At 65.2% G+C, this 17,670-nt stretch carries 19 protein-coding genes; 11 read left to right on the top strand and 8 right to left on the bottom strand.

Features of this window, described 5'->3' with window-relative positions:
• The 4 genes from RUR49_RS04895 to RUR49_RS04910 form a co-directional block, all read left to right on the top strand.
• The coding region (locus RUR49_RS04895; protein WP_409145213.1) for a hypothetical protein at positions 1-445 on the top strand (445 nt) is incomplete at its 5' end.
• Positions 442-1,761: an ATP-dependent RecD-like DNA helicase gene (locus tag RUR49_RS04900; protein WP_409145214.1), complete on the top strand. Its 1,320-nt coding sequence runs from the start codon at positions 442-444 to the stop codon at positions 1,759-1,761. The genes RUR49_RS04895 and RUR49_RS04900, both read left to right, overlap by 4 nt.
• A 10-nt stretch (positions 1,762-1,771) precedes the next feature.
• Positions 1,772-4,342 carry a VapE domain-containing protein gene (locus tag RUR49_RS04905; RefSeq protein ID WP_409145215.1) on the top strand — a complete coding sequence of 857 codons (2,571 nt, stop codon included), beginning with the start codon at positions 1,772-1,774 and terminating at the stop codon, positions 4,340-4,342.
• A 120-nt stretch (positions 4,343-4,462) separates the two neighbouring features.
• Complete coding sequence (locus tag RUR49_RS04910; protein ID WP_409145216.1) at positions 4,463-5,440, top strand: arsenic resistance protein; 978 nt, start codon at positions 4,463-4,465, stop codon at positions 5,438-5,440.
• A 4-nt stretch (positions 5,441-5,444) separates the two neighbouring features.
• On the opposite strand, the gene RUR49_RS04915 is transcribed toward RUR49_RS04910, so the two are convergent.
• On the bottom strand, positions 5,445-5,894 hold the full coding sequence (locus RUR49_RS04915; protein ID WP_409145218.1) for a MerR family transcriptional regulator: 450 nt from the start codon (positions 5,892-5,894) through the stop codon (positions 5,445-5,447).
• A gap of 321 nt (positions 5,895-6,215) precedes the next feature.
• Between RUR49_RS04915 and RUR49_RS04920 the strand changes: the two genes are divergently transcribed.
• The 5 genes from RUR49_RS04920 to RUR49_RS04940 all read left to right on the top strand — a co-directional run bounded on the left by RUR49_RS04920 (position 6,216) and on the right by RUR49_RS04940 (position 8,893).
• Positions 6,216-6,602: a thioredoxin family protein gene (locus RUR49_RS04920; RefSeq protein ID WP_409145220.1), complete on the top strand. Its 387-nt coding sequence runs from the start codon at positions 6,216-6,218 to the stop codon at positions 6,600-6,602.
• Complete coding sequence (locus tag RUR49_RS04925; protein WP_409145222.1) at positions 6,602-7,315, top strand: cytochrome c biogenesis CcdA family protein; 714 nt, start codon at positions 6,602-6,604, stop codon at positions 7,313-7,315. Before RUR49_RS04920 ends, RUR49_RS04925 begins: the two co-directional genes overlap by 1 nt.
• 429 nt (positions 7,316-7,744) lie before the next feature.
• On the top strand, positions 7,745-8,266 hold the full coding sequence (locus RUR49_RS04930; protein ID WP_409145224.1) for a hypothetical protein: 522 nt from the start codon (positions 7,745-7,747) through the stop codon (positions 8,264-8,266).
• A complete protein-coding gene (locus RUR49_RS04935; protein WP_409145226.1) occupies positions 8,263-8,466 on the top strand; it encodes a hypothetical protein in 204 nt (67 codons plus the stop codon). Before RUR49_RS04930 ends, RUR49_RS04935 begins: the two co-directional genes overlap by 4 nt.
• Complete coding sequence (locus RUR49_RS04940; protein ID WP_409145228.1) at positions 8,447-8,893, top strand: DUF6362 family protein; 447 nt, start codon at positions 8,447-8,449, stop codon at positions 8,891-8,893. Before RUR49_RS04935 ends, RUR49_RS04940 begins: the two co-directional genes overlap by 20 nt.
• A gap of 1,401 nt (positions 8,894-10,294) precedes the next feature.
• On the opposite strand, the gene RUR49_RS04945 is transcribed toward RUR49_RS04940, so the two are convergent.
• A complete protein-coding gene (locus RUR49_RS04945; protein WP_409145229.1) occupies positions 10,295-10,834 on the bottom strand; it encodes a DUF3489 domain-containing protein in 540 nt (179 codons plus the stop codon).
• A gap of 90 nt (positions 10,835-10,924) precedes the next feature.
• On the bottom strand, positions 10,925-11,146 hold the full coding sequence (locus RUR49_RS04950; RefSeq protein ID WP_409145230.1) for a hypothetical protein: 222 nt from the start codon (positions 11,144-11,146) through the stop codon (positions 10,925-10,927).
• Positions 11,147-11,249: 103 nt separating this feature from the next.
• Between RUR49_RS04950 and RUR49_RS04955 the strand changes: the two genes are divergently transcribed.
• Together RUR49_RS04955 and RUR49_RS04960 are read left to right on the top strand one after the other, a co-directional pair.
• The gene (locus tag RUR49_RS04955) at positions 11,250-11,867 is read left to right on the top strand and encodes a hypothetical protein (protein ID WP_409145232.1); all 618 of its coding nucleotides are present in this window, start codon (positions 11,250-11,252) and stop codon (positions 11,865-11,867) included.
• A 624-nt stretch (positions 11,868-12,491) separates the two neighbouring features.
• Positions 12,492-12,965 carry a DUF305 domain-containing protein gene (locus tag RUR49_RS04960; RefSeq protein WP_409145234.1) on the top strand — a complete coding sequence of 158 codons (474 nt, stop codon included), beginning with the start codon at positions 12,492-12,494 and terminating at the stop codon, positions 12,963-12,965.
• Positions 12,966-13,304: 339 nt separating this feature from the next.
• On the opposite strand, the gene RUR49_RS04965 is transcribed toward RUR49_RS04960, so the two are convergent.
• From RUR49_RS04965 to RUR49_RS04985, 5 genes are read right to left on the bottom strand one after another with little or no spacing between them, the layout of a single operon-like run.
• Positions 13,305-13,796 carry a DUF411 domain-containing protein gene (locus tag RUR49_RS04965; RefSeq protein ID WP_409145236.1) on the bottom strand — a complete coding sequence of 164 codons (492 nt, stop codon included), beginning with the start codon at positions 13,794-13,796 and terminating at the stop codon, positions 13,305-13,307.
• A gap of 51 nt (positions 13,797-13,847) precedes the next feature.
• Positions 13,848-14,132, bottom strand: coding sequence for a copper-binding protein (locus tag RUR49_RS04970; RefSeq protein WP_409145237.1), 285 nt, complete (start codon positions 14,130-14,132; stop codon positions 13,848-13,850).
• A 14-nt stretch (positions 14,133-14,146) separates the two neighbouring features.
• Complete coding sequence (locus RUR49_RS04975; RefSeq protein ID WP_409145239.1) at positions 14,147-14,626, bottom strand: plastocyanin/azurin family copper-binding protein; 480 nt, start codon at positions 14,624-14,626, stop codon at positions 14,147-14,149.
• Between the two features lie 32 nt (positions 14,627-14,658).
• Positions 14,659-16,062 (bottom strand): multicopper oxidase family protein, encoded by a 1,404-nt coding sequence (locus tag RUR49_RS04980; RefSeq protein WP_409145241.1) that lies wholly within the window; start codon positions 16,060-16,062, stop codon positions 14,659-14,661.
• A gap of 13 nt (positions 16,063-16,075) precedes the next feature.
• Positions 16,076-17,416 (bottom strand): TolC family protein, encoded by a 1,341-nt coding sequence (locus RUR49_RS04985; RefSeq protein WP_409145243.1) that lies wholly within the window; start codon positions 17,414-17,416, stop codon positions 16,076-16,078.
• Positions 17,417-17,670 lie beyond the last annotated feature (254 nt).

Here is a 17,670-nt window from a genome sequence, read left to right on the forward strand (position 1 = left end):
GAGGCGCTGGACCGATGTTCAAGCTCATGTGCGCGTTGCCGATGGCGGTGTCGCAGAGTTCGAAACCAATCCTGGAAACGCCGACCACGAGATGGCGTATCAGATCGGCGAGGCGGCATCCGTGATGATCTGGCGTGGGCTGGCGATCCTCGCCACGGCTGCGGACGTGACGGAACGGCATGTGCCGCGCGCGCGGCGCACGCCCTCGATGCCTGGCAGCCTGCACGGTTGGGCCTGGCGCCAGGTCACTATCGATCCGGCGCGTCTACAGGCGGCAAGCGCCGACCAGGGCGGCACCCATGCCAGTCCCCGCTGGCACATCCGCCGCGGTCATTGGCGGCAGATGGGAGATGGCCGTCGGGTCTTCGTGCGTCAGTGCGAGGTGGGCGACCCGACACTCGGCGGAATCGTCAAGGATTATGTGGTGGAGGCGAAAGCCGCATGAGCGCGTTCACCCCCTCCCCCACGCAGACGGCTGCGATCCGCGCCATCAAGGAGTGGTTCGAGACGCGGACGCACGAGCAGCAGGTGTTCCGGCTGTTCGGCTATGCGGGCTCGGGCAAGTCCACCGTGCTGAAGTTCGCCCTCGACGAGCTCGGCCTGTCGCCCCACCGCGGCGCGAAGGACGGCGGCTGCGTTCCCGGTGTCGTCACCGCCACCTTCACCGGCAAGGCGGCACTGGTGCTCTCCCGCAAGGGCACGCCAGCGCGCACCATCCACAGCCTGATTTACTCGGTCATCGCTGCGACCGAGGAGGAGATCGAGGCCGCGGGCAAGCGCGTCCGCGAAGCCGAAGAGACCGCGCGAACTCTCAGCGGGTTTGACCGGACCGCCGCGGAGGCGGCCATCGAGGCGATGCGGCAGGCGCTCTCGGCAATGAAGCATCCCCGCTTTGCGCTGAACCCCGAAAGCGACGCCGCCGAGGCTCGCCTCATCGTCCTCGACGAGGTCTCCATGGTCGGCGGGGAGATGGCGCGCGACCTGATGAGTTTCGGTAAGCCGATCCTCGTGCTCGGCGACCCCGGTCAGTTGCCGCCGATCAAAGGCGAAGGCGCCTTCACCCGCGACGGGCCCGACATCATGCTCACCGAAATCCATCGTCAGGCGGCCGAGAGTGCGATCATCAGGTTGGCGACGATGGCCCGGACCGGCGAGCCGATTGGGTTCGGCAGCTACGACGCCCACGTCGCAAAACTCCGCAAGGGGGACATCACGCCGGAACAGGCGCTCCGCGGCGGCCAGCTGATCTGCGGACTTAACGCCACACGTCTGCAGCTCAATAACGCGATGCGCGCCGCAGCGGGCTTCACCGACACCTGGCTGCCCACCGGCCCCGCCGAGAAGATCATCTGCCTGAAGAACGAGAACGCCCTCGGCCTCGTCAACGGCATGTTCCTGGCGCTTGAGGACATAGTCGACGAGGGCAGCATGTTCTTCTCCGCGGTCGTTCATGACGAGGAGGGTCGACGGGTCGGGTTCCTCGACCGTGAGGGCCGACCCGGCCGGCTGCGTCTCTACAAGGGTCACTTCGAGGATCATGTCGCCCACGATGCCCGCCGCCACGACCGCGACTGGAAGGAGAAGCGCCACCTGACCGAAGCGACCTTCGGTTGGGCGATCACGGCCCATAAGGCTCAGGGGTCACAGTGGCCGAACGTCATCGTCTGGGACGATGGGCTCGGCCGCAGCGATCTCGACCGTCGCCGCTGGCTCTACACCGCAATCACTCGCGCCGAGACCGGCCTCGTCCTCCTGGCCTGAAGAGGCGCTCGTGATCGACCTCAACGACGTCGCCGCCCCGAAGAGCCGGCACGACCTGGCGGCGGTGAGGGACCGGCTATGCGCCACCGCCGCCGAGTGGTTGCCGGGCCTCTTCCCAGAGGCGGTGCTCGCGCGCGATCGCCGTAGCCTGCGCTGTGCCGACCTCTCCGGCCGACCGCCGCGCAAGGAGGGTTCGTGCACGCTCCATCTCGAAGGGCCCTATGCCGGCTGGGGCTTCGACTACGCCACAGGCGAGCGGGCGGGGCCGATCGATCTCATCTCTCAGGCGACCGGGTTCTGCGACGGCGCACTCTATGACGAGGCGGCTCGCCTCGCGCGGATGAGCCACCCGGCGCCGCGCCCCGTACCGTCCTCGCGGCCCGACCATTCGGCAGAGATCGCCCGCCTGGTTGAGGGGGCAGTGCCGACCGCCGGCACGCCAGGAGAGACCTACCTACGCGCACGCGGGCTGTCGGATCCGGGCTCGCCAGATTTGCTGTTCCACCCCGACCTGCCCGACTTCGACGGTCGCCGCGGCTGGCCGGGCCTCATTGCGATTCCACGGCTGGCGAACGGCGAGCTGGCTTCGGGAATCCATCGAACGTTCCTGATTGAGGACGGCAGCGCCAAGGCACCTCCGGGCAAGAAGATGCTGGGCAGCGTGAAGGACGCTGCCGTTCGGCTGTTCCCGATGTCGGCGACGGGTCACATCGGGATCGCCGAGGGCATTGAGACCGCGCTCGCCGCCCATGCGCTGTTCGGCACGCCAGTGTGGGCGGCCCTGTCGGCGGAGGGCCTGGCTCGGTTCCGGTGGCCTGATGGGACGCGGCGCGTCACCATCTACGCCGATGCCGGCCACGCTGGGCGCCAGGCCGCTGCTGGACTCGCGGACCGTCTGAACCTGGCCGACATTCCGAACGAAGTCGTCCTTCCGCGGCACGGCGACGACTTCAACGACGACCTTCTGCGCGGGGCGCGTGCCGAGAACTATGAACAGCCTCCGGCGCCCGCGGCCGCTGCAGAAGCCTCTGCGCTCATGGAGCCTGACGGCTTCACGCCCTTCGCGCCCGCCGACGATGCCGACACGCTGCTCGCAGCTGCCGAGGCACTGACCAGCCCGCCCGAGCTCGAGCCGCTCTCGAATCTGCTCGGCCGCCTGGCGCTGACGCAGCTAGACCCACTCCCCGAGCGCCAGATCCTCGCCCGCATAAAGTCGGCGACCGGCATCGCCGTCTCCATTCTGGAGAAGCAGCTCGGGAAGCTGCGCCAGCGCGTCGACGCCTCCGGCGACCCGAGCGCGCGCATAGCAACGCCGACTTGGTTCGGCCGACTACGGCAGGACCTCGCCGGCGCGCCCGAGCGCAACGAGGCGAACGTCATCATCGCCCTGTCATCAGATCCGGCATTCGCCGGCATACTCGCTTTCGACGAGTTCGCACAGGAGGTGATCGCCCGTCGCCCTTTGCCATGGGACGACGCTCACACGACGTTCCCACGCCCATGGGAAGATGCGGATGATGTCCGCACCGCCGAGTGGCTCCAGCTCCGCGGCATTAACGTCGCCCCGCTCGTTGTGGGACGATCCGTGGGGGCCGTCGCACGCGAGATCCGCGTCCATCCGGTCCGCGACTGGCTCGATACCCTGACGTGGGACGGCACCCCGCGCATCGAAACTTGGACCAGCACCTATCTCGGCGCCGCGCCGACGCGCTTCCACCACACCATCGGCGCACTCTGGCTGATCTCCGCCGTCGCCCGCATCTACCGGCCCGGCGTCAAGGCCGACCACATGCTGATCCTTGAGGGACCGCAGGGTGCGCGGAAGTCGACAGCCCTGAAGGTGCTCGCGGGCGAGGACTGGTTCACCGACGAACTGCCGGAGGTCGGCTCGAAGGACGCCGCGATTCACATGCAGGGGATCTGGATTGTCGAGATCGCCGAGCTCGACGCGATCGGCCGCGCCGAGGTCTCGAGAATCAAGGCGTTCCTGACGCGCACCACCGACCGCTTCCGCCCGCCCTATGGTCGTTACACTGTCGAGGTGCCGCGGCAGTGCATCTTCGCCGGCACCGTGAATCCCGACACGTACCTGCGCGACGAGACCGGAAACCGCCGTTTCTGGCCGCTGCGCTGTGGGACCATCGACATCCCTGCACTCGCCCGCGATCGAGACCAGCTCTGGGCCGAGGCAGTGCATCACTTCCGTGAGGGCGCGATCTGGTGGATCGACGACGCCAACCTGCTCGCCACGGCCAGGGATGAACAAGAGGCTCGCTACCAAGGCGATGCCTGGGACGCACGCATCGATCGTTGGCTCACCCACGACACCCGCAGTGTCAATCGCGGCCATGCCGGCTACCCGGACTGGCAGGACGAGGAGTTCGAGCGTCCCGAGGCGCTCCGCGACGTCTCGGTCGGAGATATTCTCGAAGATGCTCTCCGGATCGAGCCGGCGAAGTGGACGAAGAGCGACCAGATGCGGATTGGTGCCTGGCTAAAATCGCGGCAGTGGGAAAGGTATCGAGCACGGTCCGGAGAGCTGCGAGAATGGCGCTACCGGAGACCGCGAGCGACAAACTGAGTCCCAGCGGACCACCTATCGCACACCCAAGATCGCCAAATCCCGCCATGTTTGAAATCAGTAGCCGCGGGCGCAGCGCGCTGCTATCTCGCCGTGGGCAAATTTTTGGAGGTGTAGTGCATGCTGGTAAAAGAGACGCTTGAGCATCGACAGGTGTGGATCTACTTCGCAAGCGTTCTCGCTGGCGGTGCTGCCGCCGCCGTTCTCACTGGGACAGACCGGCTCGAGATCCTGATCAATCCGGCGCTCGCCCTCATGCTCTTCGTCACGTTCCTGCAGGTCCCGCTCGCTGACATCGGGAATGCGTTTCGCGAAATCCGGTTTCTATCAGCACTGCTGGCGTCCAATTTCGTTGCCGTCCCGATGCTGGCACTGCTGCTGCTCGCCTTGGTGCCGGACGATCCGCTGGTCCGTCTCGGCGTGCTGATGGTCCTGCTGACGCCCTGCATCGACTACGTCATCACCTTCGCCCAGCTGGGCCGCGCCGACGCGCGCCTCCTTCTCGCCTCGACCCCACTTCTGCTCGCGGTGCAGATGGCGCTTCTCCCACTCTACCTCGCAATCATTCTTGGCGAGGAGGCGTCGACGTTGGTGCAGGTAGAGCCGTTCCTGCACGCCTTTTTGTGGCTGATCGCCGTACCACTCGCGCTCGCCGCGATCGTGCAGGCCTGGGCAAGCCGCAGCACGAGCGGAAGGCGCGTAGCAACCGGGCTCGGAGTGCTGCCGGTCCCCGCAACGGCGGTCGTTCTCTTCATCGTTGTGGCAGCTACCGTTCCGATCCTTGAGAACAGCGTCGACAAAGCGCTCGGCGTGATACCGGCCTATCTCGCCTTTGCCGTGCTCGCTCCGCTGATCGGCTTGGCCATTGGCAAGGCGTTCCGGCTCGGCCCGCGGTCAACCCGTGCCGTGGCCTTCTCCAGTGCCACGCGGAACTCCCTCGTCGTGCTGCCGCTCGCGCTAGCCGTACCGGACGCGGTGCCCGTGCTGCCCGCAGTGATCGTGACGCAAACCCTCGTGGAATTGGTGTCCGAGCTCGTGTACGTCCGCGTCCTGCCGCTGCTTGGCCGCTCGACTGACCCCGCCGAGCACACAGGCTGAGAGATTAGTCCCCGCACCTACGCGGGCGCTCCGCCAGGCCCTCCAGGATGACGCATTCGGAGGCCGGCCCACCGGCACACAGCACGTCGCAGCGTTCGACGAACCCCTCGAGGCTCCTCTCAAGCTCCCTCATCTCGGACATCTTCGCCCGAACCGCGCGAAGGTGGCTGCTGGCGAGGTCGCGCGCGTCGACGCAATCGCGATCACGGCTCGTCGACAACGCGACAAGATCCCTGACCTGCTCGACGCCGAACCCGAAGTCCCGGCAGCGCCGGATGAACGTCAGCCCCTTCGCGTCATCCTCGCTGTAGGTGCGTCTGCCCGCGGCGGTTCGCTTCGCCTTCGGGATCAGGCCGATCTCCTCATAGAATCGAACAGTGGGGACCGAGCAGCCGGAGCGCTCGGCGAGTTGGCCGATGGTCAGGGGCGCTGCACGCGCAGTCCCGCTTCTCATGAACGCTTGCTCCTCAAGTGACTTGAGGAGGTAGCTTCCGGACCTCGATCAGTCAATCCGCGAGGTTCGATCCGTGAAAACGCTAACCGCAGGCTTCGCAATCGGCGGGGCGTGCATGGCCTGCTGCGCCCTGCCTCTCGCCGCGGGCGCCGGCGTCCTCGCCGCCGGAAGCGCATTCGCGGTCGCCGCGTCGGGTAGCGCGCTCGTCGCGATCGCGGGAGCTGCTGTCTGGGCTGGCGTGCGACGCCGGCAGGCGGCGACCAATTCGCGCCGCACCTTGCGGCGGCCCCAGCAGCAGCTTGAGAGAGGGAGGGACAATCCATGATCTCACGTCGCTCGATCCTTGTCGCCGTCGTCCTCGCAGCACTCCCGCTCCGAGCACGTGCGGGGGTGTCCACGCCTTTCAGCCCGGCAGCCTTCGAGAGGGCGCAGGCCGAAGGACGTACCATCCTCGTCCACGTCACGGCACCTTGGTGCGGGACGTGCCGAGCACAGAAGCGAGTGCTGCCAGAGATCCTGGCATCGCAGGATTTCTCGGAAATCCTCTGGCTCGACGTCGACTTCGACAGCCAGGCGGATGTTAGGAAGGCTTTGGACGCCCGCCACCAGAGCACCATGGTTCTCTTCAAGGGCTCGCGCGAGATCGCCCGGGCGGTTGGGGAAACCGATCCGACCGCAATCCGCGCCTTTCTATTGCATGCGCTTTGATGAATGCGGCGTTCGCATTTTTTGCCGGCATTCTGTCGATCCTCTCCCCGTGCGTGCTGCCGTTGGTTCCGATCGTGCTGGGAACCGCCGCATCGGAGCATCGGTTCGGACCTGTCGCGCTCGCGGCAGGTCTCGCCCTGTCCTTCATGACGATTGGGCTCTTCGTTGCAGCCGTCGGCTACTCGATTGGGTTGGATGGGACCTTTTTTCGGTCGGTCGGCGGCTTCCTCATGATCGGGATCGGCGCCGTGCTGCTTGTTCCCGTCCTACAACAGGGCGTGGCGACGGCTATCGGGCCGGTCTCCGTATGGGCCGGGCACCAGTTCGGAAGAACGTCTCAACGTGGCCTGTCCGGGCAGTTCTGCATGGGCGTCTTGCTCGGTGCAGTTTGGGCGCCCTGCGTGGGGCCCACGTTGGGTGCCGCATCCCTCCTCGCAGCGAAGGGTGAGGATATGGTGAGTGTCGCCCTGACGATGGTGGTGTTCGGCGTCGGCGCCGCGCTACCCTTGCTCGCCCTCGGCCTTCTCTCTCGCGAGGCGATACTTCGCTGGCGTGGACGCCTGCTGTCGGCCGGAGGAGAGCTGAAGCGAGTCTTCGGGGCACTCATAATTGTCGTCGGTACGCTCGTCGTGACGGGGCTCGACAAGGCTCTTGAGGCGGAGATGGTCCAATCTGCGCCGGGATGGATGGTCGACCTATCGACCCGCTTTTGAAGGCAACCGCCCCGGGAATTAAGGGAGCGTCCGAATGGACGTACTTCCACATGCACTGTCCCACCTCTTCGCCCGGTCCCATCTCCCTTTCGAGCTGGGACCAGAAAAAAACCGTTCAAAATCAAACGTGTCCCCACAGGTCCCACTAAACCCACCCACTTCCTTCCCTCTATCTAAGGACTAATGTTTTCCGTCAGAAGCCAATTTTCCTCATGCGTTGTAAGAGAGAAGGTAGGCCCAAGTGGGACCAGTGGGGACAACTTTGATTTTACACGAGTTTTTGCCGGTCCCTCTTTATGTATCGGTAGGACCGAAGTGGGACAGAAGGTCATTCGTGACTCCGGCGCGCATTTGCCTTGAACCGGCCTGCCCGGCGTGATCCTCTTTCCGTGACCAAAGCCGAAGGCCCACGCACTGTGAGCCTTCACGATGTTCCAACAGGCCCTGCTGCACGCCACCCGCGCCGAACCGGCAGCGGTCCCCACCCCCTGCATCCTCGCGCTTGACCTCGGCACCAGCACAGGCTGGGCGCTGCGGGGATTCGACGGGCTCATCACCTCCGGCACCGCGTCGTTCCGGCCCGGTCGCTTCGACGGCGGCGGCATGCGCTACCTGCGCTTCGCCAACTGGCTGACCGAGCTCGACCGACTGTCCGGGCCCCTCGCCACCATCTGGTTCGAGGAGGTTCGCCGCCACGCCGGCACTGACGCTAGCCACATCTACGGTGGCCTGATGGCCACGCTCACGGCGTGGGCCGAGCAGCGTGACATCCCCTACGAGGGCGTCCCTGTCGGCACCATCAAGCGCCACGCCACCGGAAAGGGCAACGCGCCGAAGGAGGCGATGATCGCCGCCGCCAAGGCGCGCGGCTTCTCCCCCGCCGACGACAACGAGGCTGACGCCGTTGCCCTGCTCCTGTGGGCGATCGAGACCAAGGGAGGCATCCGATGAGGTGGGCACCACGAGGGTTCGGTGGCCACCGCCGCAACCCCGAACAGGTCAAGCAGGAGGGCTGGCTCGAGCAGAAGGTCCTCGTGGTCAGCGAGGCCGATCCCCGCCTCACCTGGCCCGAGCGCGAACTCGTCCGGCAGCTCGGGGACAAACTCTACGGCATGCGCAAGGAGGCCCGTCATGGACGCCTGGACCCGTGATCAGGTGGAGGAGCGCCTCGCCGAGGCCGCTGACGTGTTGAAGCGGCTGCCGGAGGTCAAGGTGCAGGGCTACTTCAGCACCTGGCCGCGCATCGCCTACGAGTTCTCCGATCTCGTCGGCCAGGAAGCGCCGCGGCTCCGCAGAGGGCCGCCCGCTCCCGACGCGATCTCTCGCATGGAGGCGGCGCTGCCCTGGCTGCAGTGGCTGGAGCCGGAGGATGCCAAGCTCGTCTGGGCGCGGGCCGAGCGCACGCCCTGGAAGCCGATCTGCTGGCGCTTCGGCATCTCCCGCGCCACGGCACACCGCCGCTGGGAGTACGCCCTCAGCGTCATCGTCTGGCGGCTCAGCGGTCGGCGCCCGCCAGCGAAGCGCTCGCAACGGTTCGTGGTCGAGCACGCAGAGCGTCAAGCACAATCGCGTTGGTGACAATTTTTCGGTGAGACAATGCAGGTCGAGACCGAACCGCCTGATTTGGGCTATCCCTTTGGCAGGCTGGCGAGAGGCGCGGGCGGGGCACCCCCCTCCCCCCTCTGGTTCCTCCGCCGAGGCGCACTGAGTGCGGGGGGGGGGGCGCCGCCCGGAACCGCGCCACCGGCACCCTAGAATTTTGAGTTACCAGTTACCACCTGCCGGTTACCAGTCGTGGCGCTAAGTAGCGACGATCTTTGGCGAATTCTGCATCTCCAAGCGAACTCGATGGTGGTAACCATCGGCGCCGACTGCCGTTGGTTACCAGACAAATAAGTAGCTCCGACCTCGCGTCCGCTGTGTTGGTAACTCACTGCTGGATTGGCGCGTCGGCGTCGCGTCGACGAGGTGTCAGGTGACGGCTGAAGGGCTCCGAAGCCGGCGCTGGACCTGCAGACACCGTGTCGTCCCCCTTGCGCCTCCCCCGACCCACGGTTCGTGGTCTAAGAAGTGCGCTTTGCCGAGCCACCGCCACGGTCGGCACAGCGTCTGCAGAGTATCCACATCCCACTCTCGTTCTTTCCGGTAGGCGACAGCTGGCGATCTGCGCCGCCGTCTTCAGAACAAAACAAGACCTCTTCGGCGGTCGAAATAGGGGCGACATCGCGCGGGACGACAGCGGCCAGGGCGCTGCGCTCTACCTCGGGGACAAGGCGGGCCCCGCGTTTCTCGCCCGGCACGGTGGTTCACGCCATTGTGTCGGGCCCTTTTCATCGTGTTGGGCCACTTTCGCGCCTCAGGGCTGATCCGTGCGCGCCGTCAGCCCGTAACTACGGCCGGTTGTAACGCCACTCCCAAGGGCGGGGGCAGCGACGGCTTGGCGCGGGGAATCTGCTGCCGGGCCGTTCTGTCTGGCCAAAGCCGGCGGGGTCGGCTCTCTATGGCACTGCAGTCCCGTCGATCGCCGAGTTGACACTGCCGCGGGTGAAATCCGCCCGCCAGCTGCCGATTGCCGTTCGCGTCCGGCTGAACGCCCCCGCGGCGACACGGTAGTGCCTGGCGCAAATCCTTCGTCGCTGGGGATGCCGCACCGGAGGCGGCCGGGTCTAGCCATCGTCTAGTGGATTGACTGGAACAAAATCTTCCTGACGAGGATTCCCGCTTCTCGGGCCTTGTGCGAGTCAATGGGATTCGCACTGGCGTCTCCCTCGCAATCACCGCCGACGATCGCCGCCGTCTGGAGGCGATCATCGCCGACCGCAAGACGCCGCAAAAGCATCTCTGGCGGGCCCGCATCGTGCTCCTCACTGCCGCAGGAGCGGGCACCAACGCCATCTGTAGCCCACGTCCTGGGCCCCGACCGAGTCGAATTGCCGCCGTGCCGATGAACGGCGGCGCCATTCCCCGGTCCTCGCCGCATCACGCACGCGAGAGGCGATACACCCGCCCTCGCCCCTCCACCTTCTCGGAGGTGACGTTGAGCCCGAGCTTCCTCTTCAGCGCGCCGGCGATCGCCCCGCGCACTGTGTGCTGCTGCCAGCCGGTTGCGACGACGATCTCGTCGATGGTCGCCCCGGTCTCAGCGCGGAGCATCTCGATCAGCATTGCCTGCTTCGTGCCCGCGCGCACCGTACGCGCCTTGGGCGCGGGATCAGCCACCGCCGCGTTGTCGTCGGCGCCCGTCGGCGCACTGTCTGCCGCTTCGGGCTCGATGCCGATGGCGGCGAGCCCGGCGTTGGTCGCAACCAGCGTCATGCCGCGGCCGTCGCCATTCTCGTGCCAGAGCGGGTCGCCCTTGTCGGCATAGACCTCGGCAAGAAGGCCTTTGGCGATCATCGCGCCGACCACCTTGGTGGCGGCGCCGCCGCGCAGATTGCTCGGCAGAGGAAGTGCGAGATGGCCGGAACGCTGGGCGGCTGCGGTCAGGATTACGAGCTGGGTGTCGGAGAGCTTGGTCATCGGTTCGGCTCCAAGAGCGGGGCCGCGCCGATCGCGACCCTCCTACGACCCCGAGCCCGCCTCGCGGCGGGCTGGCGCCGGGTGGGCAGCTCAGTCGGCAAACTCACCCTCGCGGAAGGCGCTGTCGGTGATGCGCTTCAGCAGTTCGGCGTAGTCAGCAAGTGTCCCGACGTCTCCCCAAGTGACCTCGTCGGGATGAACGTTGAAGTGCTCGTCGCTGAGCGGCTTGATCCGCGCCAGCGCGGTGTCGATCTCGGCCTTTCGCTGAATGAAGGCGTCCAGAGGCTTGGCGTTGTTCGTGGGTCGGCGCATCGTCATCTCCGTTCCTGATGGCGACATACATGCTCCGCTTTGCCAACAAGCCAAGCAGATAAGTGCATCACCGCGTTAGGTTTTTCGGTTCCGGAGTAGATGCTTGGGCGTGTCGATCCGCGCCTATGCGCGCAGCCGTGGCGTCTCCCACGTCGCGGTCCCGGAGGCCTCGAAGGCCGGCAGGATCGCACTCGAGCCGGACGGCAGCATCGACTCCGCAAAGGCGGACGCTGCCTGGGACCGATCGACGGATCCGGGCAAAGCCAAGGGGACTGCCAAACCCGCGCCGAAGTCCACGAAGCCCCCGGCAGAGGCGATGAAGCCGGTGGCCGAGGCGGCCGTCGGCTCCGTCCGCGAGACACTGAAGGAACAGGGGCTGCCCGCCAGTGGCAGCGTCACCTTCGTCCAGGCGCGGACCGCCCACGAGATCGCCAAGGCACACCTGGCGCGTCTTCGTCTCCAGCGCATGAAGGGAGAGGGTAACCCGATCGCACTGGCGATCGCCCAGCGCCGGTTTTTCGTGCCGTGCCCGCTCTGTGCGGCCACTTCCAGTGGCTGCGGTTTGAGCGGCTGCGCTGCGAGGCCGGAGTGCCTTCCAGCGCCGCCTATCACTGCGAGGCGTGCGACACAGGTCAGAGCTGACCGCTTCACCGATACGCAGCGGATCCTCTCCGAGCAGTTGGTCGAGCAGCGCGCCGACCTCCGTGCGTCGGCGAGCTGATGCAGCGGATCGAGGCGCGGCTGGACCAGACGCAGTCGCGGCGCAGGCTATGAGGGATCTGGCTGGCGCCCACAGAGGCGCCAAAACAGACAAAGGCTGGAATGCGGGCGCACCACTCCGTACTTGCGCGAGGACATTGCCGGTCGGTGGATCAAGGCGCTCGCGGCACCAGCGTGCGACAGTTGCGCAAGATCAATGCGCCGTCAGAAGGGAACCATATCGTCCAAACGGAAATTTGGGTGCAGGAGCAGGATTCCATGCGGGTGGGTATTGTCATCCTGACCTTTGTTCTTGCGCTGCTGTCCTTCCACGAGAGCGGCGCGACAGCCATGCCCATTCCCGACGCTCACGGTAGCATTCCCGTCGCGCTGTCCTCCCCCACGCCTACCTGTCCCGATCACGCGCCCGTGAGTCATCCGTGCTGCCTCGTCATCTGTGGCAGCTTGATCCCCGCGCCCGTCCAGCCATTTGCTGTCATGCCCGTCCTCCTGGAGCGACTGTCAAATTCGTCAGACGCTGGAAGGAAGAAAATACACGCAACGCGGCTTTATCGTCCTCCAAAGTGCGGACAGCGTTTCATACGCGCCTCGTCTGCTCAGATTAGCTAGCACATTGGAGAGAGTTATGTTGAAGATCATCATCATCGCCGCGATGGCACTTGGAGTTACTGTCGCTACGGCGGCTTCTCAGGATAGTGCCGATCAAGCTCTCGCGGGCCTGCCCAAGGGCTGCCGCGATGCCATTCCGGCCATGCCTATGGGAGGGCCGATGAAGGAGATGATGCAAGGCAAGGGGATGGCAGGAATGCCTGGCATGATGGGCATGATGGGCATGATGGACGCTGCCCAGAAGGCCTCCATGCAGGCCATGATGAAGATGCATCGCCCCATGATGGCCGCGCACATGATCAAGGATCCGGATCTGGCCTTCAACTGCGGCATGATCGTGCACCACCAAGGGGCAATCGACATGGCCAAAGTCGAGCTGCAGTACGGGAAGGATCAGGCCACCAAGGATCTTGCTCAATCGATCATTACGGCTCAGGAGAAGGAAATTGCGGACATGACCCGTTGGGTCGAGGCCCACCAGCCGAAATAGCAGAACCCGCCAGCCGCGGGGAGCGATCCCCGCGGCTTGGTACAGTGGCGACTCGTTAGTCGTTCGAATTTTTCAGGGACTGTATCGTGCAGCCCACAGTACTGCACTGAACAGTGACTTGGCGCCCAGATGTACAGCGGACGTCGTACACCGTCACCGAAGCGTGACCGGTCAACTCGTGGACCGCGCTTGCAGTGCAGGAAGCCTCACGAAGTGCACGCTGCAAGTCTCCGTCACCCGCGATGACTGTGCCGCCGGACGCAAACAGGCCCAACACGACGCCCGCGGGAACCGCAAGGCATTTACTCATACTCATGTACGCTGTGCCTTTCGAGCAACTCAACCGGTGGGCGATGCCCCGGTAAACTTCATGAAGTCGGAGTATGTCCCGTCCGCCATGAAGGCCGAGACCACGTAGGTGTCGGGAACCATCCCCTTCACCTCCATGCCAGGAGAACCAACCGGCATGCCGGGAACAGCGAGCCCGCGGATGCTCGGGCTTTCGGCGAGCAGCCGTAAGACGGCGCTCGCCGGCACGTGCCCCTCCAGCACATACTTGCCCACCTCGGCCGTATGGCACGATTGAAGTTCGCCGGGGACACCGAGCCGGCTCTTTACGGCGTCCATGTCGGCGACATCGACCACGCTGACGGGGAACCCGGCACGCGCCAGATGCTCGCCCCAGGCGCCGCAGCACCCACAGTCGGGGTCCTTCCAGATCGTGACCCGCGGGCGAGTGTCTGCGGCGGCCAGTGGCCCTGCGGTCGCTGCCAGCGCGAGGGTGATCAGGACCGTTCGACGATCGAGGAATGGAGAGTTGCTTCGCGCCATCTGCGTCTCCTATGGGGGCGGCAGGGCGCCAGGCGCCCTGCCCTTCTCGCCTCAACTCGCCTTGTCGATCTTGACGACGGTGATGCGTCCGTTGACGCGGTCCGCCTCGAACCGGACCCGGTCGCCAACGGCGACGCTCTTGAGCATGACGGGATCCGCGACGACGAACACCATCGTCATGCTGTCCATCTCGAGATTGGGGATGGGGTCGTGCTTGAGGGTGATTTTCCCCTGCGCTTCATTGATCTTGGTGACCTGCCCCTTGACGGGCACCGGCTCCGCCTGGGCGGATGCGACAATGAGGGTGGAAGCAACGATAGCGAGCAACGTACGCATTTGGTATCTCCTGATTATTGAACAACGATGGTGCCGGTCATGCCCGACTCCCGATGGCCCGGGATCAGGCACGAGAAGTCGAACTCTCCGGCCTTGGTGAAGCGCCAGACGATCTCACCTTCCTGATCTGGCGAGAGTCGTTTGGCGTTGGGGTCGTCATGCTCCATGTCCGGGTTCTTCTGCATCTCGATCGCGTGCTTCATGTTCTCTTCGAAGGTGGCGAGCACGATCTCGTGATCGATCTCGCCGCGATTCTTGAGCTTGAAGCGCACCTGCTGGCCGCGCTTGAGTGTGATGCGATCCGGCTCGAAGAGCATCTTGCCGTCGTCCGCCTCGCTCATTCGGATCTCGATCGTCGTCGAGGGCTTACTGGGGTCGCCGGGCTCTCCGTAGGCCAAATCACCATCATGCGAGTGGCCGGTCCCGGCAGCGAGAACCACCGCCGGCGTCATGATCAGGGAGGATACGGCTACTATAACTGCGACCATCTTCATGTTTGCATCATCCTTCTACAGTTTGCAGGTAGTCAGTGGTTGCTGTGTCCGCCACCCTGGCGACTGCCGGGCTTGATGACCCGAACTTCCACGGCGGATTCTGCGTCGACAGGTGCGGTGGGCGCTCGAGCGACGTTCTTGGACTCCCCTTTCCATTCGTAGGAAACGGTTCCCTCCGGGTGTTCGAACCAACCGGGGTCAGCGTAATCGTCAGAGCCTAGGCCCGCACGTACCTTTACGACGGAGAACATCCCCCCCATCTCGATCGGCCCGAACTGACCGAACCCTGTCATCATCGGCAACGTGTTGTCGGGGAGCGGCATCTCCATGTCGCCCATTTCGGCCATTCCGGTCGATCCCATTGGCATATAGTCCGGGACTAGCTGACGTATCTTGCCGGCGATATCCTTTTTATTCACGCCGATCCAGGTCCGTACGTCATGACCCATGGCGTTCATGGTGTGATGCGACTTGTGACAGTGGATCGCCCAGTCGCCTTCTGCATCAGCGACGAAGTCGAAGGCGCGCATCTGGCCGACGGCGCAGTCGATGCTGACTTCGGGCCACGCCGCTTCTTCCGGGACCCAACCGCCGTCCGTGCACGACACCTTGAAGTCGTAGCCGTGCATGTGGATCGGATGGTTGGTCATCGTGAGGTTGCCGAAGCGGATGCGAACCTTGTCGCCCTTCGCGCAGACGAACGGGTCGATGCCGGGGAACGCCCGGCTGTTCCAGGTCCACAGGTTGAAATCGAGCATGGTGTTGACCTTCGGCACGTAGGCACCGGGCTCGATGTCGTAGGCATTGAGGAGGAAGACGAAGTCGCGATCGACGCGGCGGAAGGTCGGATCACGTGGATGGACGACAAAGAAGCCCATCATGCCCATGGCCATCTGGACCATTTCGTCGGCGTGCGGGTGGTACATGAAGGTTCCGCTCTTGCGGAGCTGGAACTCGTAGACGAACGTCTTGCCGACCGGGATGTGCGGTTGCGTCAGACCTCCGACACCATCCATGCCGCAGGGCAGAAGCTGTCCGTGCCAGTGGATGGTGGTGTGCTCGGGGAGCTTGTTGGTGACGAAGATGCGGACCTTGTCACCTTCGACGGCTTCGATGGTCGGGCCCGGCGACTGGCCGTTGTAACCCCACAGGTGCGCCACCATGCCCGGCGCGATTTCCCGCACCACCGGTTCGGCGACCAGGTGAAACTCCTTCCAGTCGCCGTTGATGCGCGGGGGGAGTGTCCAGCCATTGAGGGTGACGACCGGCTGATAGTCCGGCCCCGTGGTCGGCACGAGAGGCGGCTGCATCGTCGCCTCCCTCATGACCGGCGCTTCGGGAATGGAGGCGGCCTGTGTGCGGCCGGAGACGGCCGTTGCGCTGACCAGGGTGGCCGCACCGGTCGCACCCAGGAATGTCCGACGGGAAATGGTCATGATGCTTGCTCCCCTAGTGTCCGGCCGGCTCGGCAGCCGCCACGGCGGCTTCGCCGCCCGCACCTCCGCCGCCGCCGCCGCCCAGGATTGAAACTTGAAAGTCCACTTCGGCCAGGAAGAAGTCTCGCTTGGCCTCGATCGCCGCGACGTTGCTGGCGATGCTCTCGCGCGCTGTCGTCAGAAGATCGAAAACATCGATGAGCATTCCGTTGTATTCGAGAAGTGCTTGCTCGTTGATTGTCTGGCGCAGCGGCAGGATACTGTTCCGATATTGCCGTGAGATATCGTAGGATCCTCGGTACGCGACGTAGGCTGATCGCACTTCCGACCTGACGTCTATCGCCCGCGCAGCCAGGCGATTCACCGCGCCCTTATATGTTTCCCGCGCGCGGCGGGTGCGTGCCTCACCCATGTCGAAGATCGGGATCTGCAATTCGACCTCGAACCCTGTTGGAAACTCCTCTTCGTCTATGCCGGTCTCCTCGACACGGCCGTAGTTCGAGATTCCGGTGAGGTCGAAGAGCGAGACGTAACGAGTGGCTTCGGTAAGCCCCAGCCGCTGCGCCATGGCATCCAGTTCAAGACGCGCGACGATCAAGTCGACCCTTCGGCGAACCGCTTCCGCCTCAATCCTTTCGGCAGCTGTTAGCCGCTTGGGAAGATCGGGCAGGCTGGCGGGCAACTTGAAGTCCGTGCCGTTGCCCCACAGCCCCAGCAGTCGCGTCAGGGTCTCTCGCTCCGTATCGGCCCGCATCCGAGCCCGAGCCAGTTGGTTGGAGACCTCGGCATAGAAGGCGGAGGCGCGGGCCTGGTCGAGCTTCGTCGCAGCCCCCGTCTCCCCCAGTCGGCGTGTCAGGTCAGCTGCAGCATCGGCCGATGTTCGAGCCCGCGTGAGGAAATTCACCGTCTGCCGGGCAGCGACCGCACGGAAGTAGGCGCGGCGAGTTTCCGCTGCGAGCCGGAACGTCGCCTCGACGGCCTTGTACTGCGCCGCCTGAAACTCGACGGCTGCGATCTTCTGGCGCTTCGGCAGGGTCGCCAAGGCGAGCACATTCGCGATCAGCCGCCGCTCGGTGTCGAAGAAGCCCGCACCCCACAGCAGCTCGAGCGTGATGATCGGCGCTGGCGGGAGCGTCGCCTCGACATAGTCGGCCTCCGCGACGCCGAGCGCGTTGTACTCGGCCTGCAGTGCTCGATTGTTGAGGAGCATGACCTGCACGGCAGAGTCCGCGGACAGGGACGCGCTCAGCAGGGACTTTACACGGGCCTGTGCGGCCGCGGCCTCCTGCGGGGAATTGATCTTGGTCGCCTGTTTGCTGAGTCCCGTTGCTACCTCCGCGGTGACAGGCGCCATTCCGCCGTCAGCGGTAAACTTGGCGCATCCGCCGATGGTGAGAAGGAGAGTTCCGAGGCAGGCTGCGGTCCGCAACGGCCGTGGGGCAAGGAACGATCGAATCATTCGCCACCTGCCACGCTGTTGTTGCGCTCAGCCCAGGGCTTCGGCTCCACGGGTCGGTAGTCAACCGTTCCAGCGAGAACCGGGGAGTAACCGACAGGCCGCACGCCCGCAGAAGGACTGGCAGGATCAGGCCCGGTCGCCACCGGTGG

The organism is Pseudoxanthobacter sp. M-2, assembly GCF_046156265.1.
Classification (GTDB): domain Bacteria; phylum Pseudomonadota; class Alphaproteobacteria; order Rhizobiales; family Segnochrobactraceae; genus CAMDHY01.